Source organism: Flavobacterium sp. (assembly GCF_043773265.1).
GTDB lineage: Bacteria > Bacteroidota > Bacteroidia > Flavobacteriales > Flavobacteriaceae > Flavobacterium.
In genome coordinates, this window is the sequence record NZ_JAYVFH010000160.1 from 1 (window position 1) to 4,360 (window position 4,360).

The 4,360-nt window shown below is 24.7% G+C and carries 6 protein-coding genes; 4 read left to right on the forward strand and 2 right to left on the reverse strand.

Annotation, left to right across the window (positions count from 1 at the left end; all coding sequences use genetic code 11):
• The first annotated feature begins 251 nt into the window (after positions 1-251).
• Positions 252-971, forward strand: coding sequence for a hypothetical protein (locus tag ACH2BO_RS08810; RefSeq protein ID WP_395044377.1), 720 nt, complete (start codon positions 252-254; stop codon positions 969-971).
• A 39-nt stretch (positions 972-1,010) separates the two neighbouring features.
• Complete coding sequence (locus tag ACH2BO_RS08815; protein ID WP_395044378.1) at positions 1,011-1,697, forward strand: hypothetical protein; 687 nt, start codon at positions 1,011-1,013, stop codon at positions 1,695-1,697.
• Here ACH2BO_RS08815 and ACH2BO_RS08820 read toward each other — a convergent pair.
• Entirely contained in the window at positions 1,684-2,598 is a 915-nt protein-coding gene (locus ACH2BO_RS08820; protein ID WP_395044379.1) for a bifunctional metallophosphatase/5'-nucleotidase, read from the reverse strand. The genes ACH2BO_RS08815 and ACH2BO_RS08820 overlap by 14 nt on opposite strands.
• A gap of 39 nt (positions 2,599-2,637) precedes the next feature.
• The gene (locus ACH2BO_RS08825; RefSeq protein ID WP_395044380.1) at positions 2,638-3,417 is read right to left on the reverse strand and encodes a 5'-nucleotidase C-terminal domain-containing protein; all 780 of its coding nucleotides are present in this window, start codon (positions 3,415-3,417) and stop codon (positions 2,638-2,640) included.
• Between the two features lie 48 nt (positions 3,418-3,465).
• On the opposite strand from ACH2BO_RS08825, the gene ACH2BO_RS08830 reads away from it, so the two are divergent.
• Both ACH2BO_RS08830 and ACH2BO_RS08835 read left to right on the forward strand, forming a co-directional pair.
• A complete protein-coding gene (locus tag ACH2BO_RS08830) occupies positions 3,466-3,984 on the forward strand; it encodes a DUF6913 domain-containing protein (RefSeq protein WP_395044381.1) in 519 nt (172 codons plus the stop codon).
• Between the two features lie 2 nt (positions 3,985-3,986).
• Positions 3,987-4,360, forward strand: a 374-nt coding sequence (locus ACH2BO_RS08835) for a dihydrodipicolinate synthase family protein (protein ID WP_395044382.1), incomplete at its 3' end; no start/stop codon positions are given.

Below are 4,360 nucleotides of genomic sequence, written 5' to 3' on the forward strand. Positions count from 1 at the left end.
GAGGTCATTGCCTCTGCGGTTATCGAGAACCTTACTCCATCCTTTTGTTCTTTCTGATTTATAATATAAATTTATATAATGTAAACTTAAGGCGGTTTCTTGTCTTTTGGTTTCAGATGTATTTTATGTGATTTATAATTTTCAAATGCAAATTATGGTTTTAAATATATTACACTTTATTGCTCAAATTTTGTCTTACTTTTTTATTGTTAAATACATTCTTTTAAGAGAAAATGTAAAAAAAATGATACATGAAAAATAATTTAATTTTAGTTGAAGAAAACAAAACGCAAATCATCAAAGTTTTGACATTTTTTTTCTTTTTTATTGCATTTGTTGAAGTATTTTCTGAATTTAAAGAAAATGTTTTACTTCAAACTATTACAAAACCATTATTGCTTCCTTTATTGTTCTTTATTTATATTTTTGAAGCAAGAAGAACATCTTTTTTATATATTATTGCATTGTTCTTAAACTGGTTAGCTAATATTTTTTTTATTTCCAAAAATATAGATTTCATTTTAATTGCTTCATTTTTGTTTTTATTAAGTAGAGTTTTAATAATTATAAAAACTTGTAGAGATGTAAAATTAACTAGTTGCTTTCCTGTAATAATTGCCTCAATACCGTTTATGTTCTTTTTTTTATATTTAATTTATTTAATTTTTAACAACACAACTACAATTACATTTCTAATATTAATTTTTCAAAGTTTATTAATGACAATTTTGGGCGGATATGCACTAGGAAATTATGTTATGAAAAATAATTATTCTAGTAAAATGTTAATGTTGAGTTCTATTTGTTTTGGAATAAATTTATTTGTCTTGGGAGTTAAATTTTATTATTTAGATTTAACTTTCTTAAAACCAATTTCAATGGTGTTTTTTATTGGAGGTCATTTAGCTTTTTTAAAATTTGTTTTATTGTCTGAAAACGAACAAACTCATAAAGATTCATTTATCTTGTAATTTTATTAATTTGTAGTTATTATTTTATAAATTTACATAATGAATTCTATTCGTAAAAGTAAATTAATCAAACTTGTAACTTTTTTTTATTTTATAAATGCTTTAATTGAGGTTATTGCTGAAGTATATTCTAATAATTCAATAATTTACATTACAAAACCCTTAATACCATTGTTGCTTATGGTTTTGTATTTTTATACCACTAAAAAAAACTACACTTTATTTTATGTTTTATTATTTTTTTCCTTAGTTACCAATTTACTTTTTATTTCAGATTCTCAAGAATCGTTATTTTATGGAATAATAAGTTATACAATTCATAGAGTTTTTTTATTAATTCTAATTTTCAAATTAGTAAAGATTAAAGATTACATACCTTTATTTTTAGCTGCATTGCCTTTAGGATTTATATTTTTCTATTTATTTATAACTATAGAAGTTCCTGATAATTCTTATTATTTAATTTTTTTCAACAATTTGTTTGCAGTTCTTGTAGGAGGAATTGCAATTTCTAGTTATGTTATGAAAGACAATAAAAGAAATTCTATACTATTAATAAGTGTTTTATTGTTTCTTGGATTACAATTAGTTGTATATGTAGAAAAATATTATTTACCTCAAGCACACTCAACCTTGCTTAGACCATTGGCAATGAGCTTGAATTTTTTAGCATTTTATGCCTTTTATAAATTTGTAATTGCTTCAGAAAAAGTTAAACAATTATAGATTTTCCATTAGAAATAATTTGTTTATCATTAGTAAGATAAAAATCTATTCTTCCTAAATTTATTCCATAACATCCAACTTGATTGATAAGAACTTCTTTTCCTACAAGATTTTTTTCTATAACAGGTTTTTCAAGAAAAGTATGAGTGTGACCTCCAATAATTAAGTCAATATCTTTTGTTTTATTAGCTAAGACAATATCACAAACTTTATTAGGTTCGTCTTTATACTTAAATCCCAAATGCGATAAACAAATTATCAAATCGCAATTCAATTCTTTTTTTAATATTCTTGTTATATCTGTAGCAACTTCTATAGGGTTGTTATAAACAGTTTCTTTAGAATTTTTTTTGTCAACCAATCCATCAAGTTCAACTCCTAATCCAAAAATTCCAATCTTAATTCCATCAATAGTTTTTGTCAAATATGGTTTTATATGACCATCAAGTATAGTGTTTTTAAAATCGTAATTTGCAGAAACAAAATTGAATTTAGCATTTGGCATTTGCGCCATTAAGCCATCAATTCCATTATCAAAATCATGATTTCCAATGGTTGCAAAATCATATTTCATCATGCTCATCAATTTAAATTCTAATTCTCCACCATAATAATTAAAATAAGGTGTTCCTTGAAAAATATCTCCAGCATCTACCAACAAAACATTTTGGTTTTCTTTTCGGATAGTTTCTATTAATGCTGCACGACGAGCAACGCCACCCATATTTGGATTTTTTGGATGATCTGCAGGAAACGGATCAATATAACTATGAACATCATTGGTGTGAAGAATAGTAATGTGTTTTAAATTTGAACTACTAAAACTGCTCATGGATAAACCAGTTAAACTCAATAAAGTTGAACTAGCAGCGGTGTTTTTTATAAATTCTCTTCTTTTCATAGGTCATTGCGAGTTTGCAAAGCAATCTCATATTTTAATTTACTCTTTACTAATTCTCACATTATTATTAATTTTTAAAGTATCAACATCTTTAAAATAATCAATAATTATAGTTCTAAGTTTATAATCTAAATCTGTTCTTTGAATTCCTTTTTTAAAAAACACCATATTATCACCACCATTTGCAAGATAATCATTGGTTACTACATAATAAATTTTAGTGTTTTCTATTTGTTTTCCTTGTATTGTAATGTTTTTGGCTGTATTTTCTTTTGTAATTGTAAATGTTAAACCCGATAATGGATGTGGTTTTTTTTCAGAAATTATATAATTAATCAATTCTAAAATTTGTTCTCCTTTTAAAGCTATCACAGTCGCACTATTTTCAAAAGGCATAACTTCATAAGCATTTCTTGCTGTTACAGATCCTTTTGGAATAATTGTTCTAATACCACCATGATTTAGTAAACATATATCTATAGCTTTTTTTTCTCGAGATTCAAAAATTGGGTTACTCTTTTCTAAAGTAATATCGGCAAGAAAACTACCAATATTGGTTTGCCATTCACCTTTAGATTTATCAAGCGTTTCTGGCGAATATGCTAAAATTGTGCTTAAATCTTTATCAATATGTTCTCTATATGGTTTTATATAATTCTCAATTTCAGTTGATTCTGATTGAGAGTTTGAAATTCCAATTTTTTTTCCTTCAATTTTAGAAACATTATATTTTTGTTGTCCACAAGAAACAACTATAAAAAATGTTAATAATAAAACAAAATGCTTTAATACAACGTTATAGTTTTTTAGATTTACCATCTGATATGCAACTAGAATTAATTAAATTTGTAACTTAGTAAAAGTACTATGTTTTTAAATAAAATAAAGGATTTTTGGACAAAAAAAATTGTTAAGAAACGATTGTCTAATGTAAAACATTTAACTTCAAATAATTCTATAAAAAAAATTGGAATAATTATAGATGAAAGTTATTTCAATAATATAGAAGCATTGATTAATGAATTAATAAATAATAAAATTCAAGCTCAAGATATACAGTTACTAGCTTTTAGAGAAAAAATAAAAAAAAGCGAATCATTTGATTATTCTGTTTTTAGTTATAAAGATTTAAGTTGGATTGCAACTTTTAATAAACCTGAAGTTAATGTTTTTATAAATCAAAATTTTGATTTACTTATTAGTTATTATGATTTAGAAAAAGCACCTTTGCTGTTGGTAACAAGTTTATCAAAAGCAAGATTTAAAGTTGGTTTTTCAAACATAGATAAACGATTAAATCAATTTATGATTGATACCAATGCCGAAAATTATATTATTTTTATCGAAGAATTATTTAAATATTTAAAAATACTAAACAAACTATAAACATGCAATCATTAATTGGAACCGGAGTTGCATTAGTAACACCATTCAAAAAAGATTTTTCTGTAGATGTTGATGCACTTCGAAAAATTGTAAATTTTCAAATAGATAACGGTATTGATTACCTTGTTATTCTAGGCACAACTGGAGAACCAGCAACTTTATCTTATGACGAAAAAGAATTGGTTATTAAAACAATTGTTGCTGCTAACAATAAAAGATTACCATTGGTTTTAGGCGTTGGTAGTTTCAATACTGCTGAACTTGTTAAAGAACTCTCAACTAGAGATTTCTCTGATTTTGATGCGATTTTATCAGTTTCACCATATTACACCAAGCCAACACAAGAAGGAATTTATCAACATTTTAAGAAAATAGC

What these genes read in the sequence shown, in the direction of transcription:
- ACH2BO_RS08810 (WP_395044377.1), top strand. Translation starts at nt 252, where the DNA reads ATGAAAAATAATTTAATTTTAGTTGAAGAAAACAAAACGCAAATCATC.
- ACH2BO_RS08815 (WP_395044378.1), top strand. Translation starts at nt 1,011, where the DNA reads ATGAATTCTATTCGTAAAAGTAAATTAATCAAACTTGTAACTTTTTTT.
- ACH2BO_RS08820 (WP_395044379.1), bottom strand. Translation starts at nt 2,598, where the DNA reads ATGAAAAGAAGAGAATTTATAAAAAACACCGCTGCTAGTTCAACTTTA.
- ACH2BO_RS08825 (WP_395044380.1), bottom strand. Translation starts at nt 3,417, where the DNA reads ATGGTAAATCTAAAAAACTATAACGTTGTATTAAAGCATTTTGTTTTA.
- ACH2BO_RS08830 (WP_395044381.1), top strand. Translation starts at nt 3,466, where the DNA reads ATGTTTTTAAATAAAATAAAGGATTTTTGGACAAAAAAAATTGTTAAG.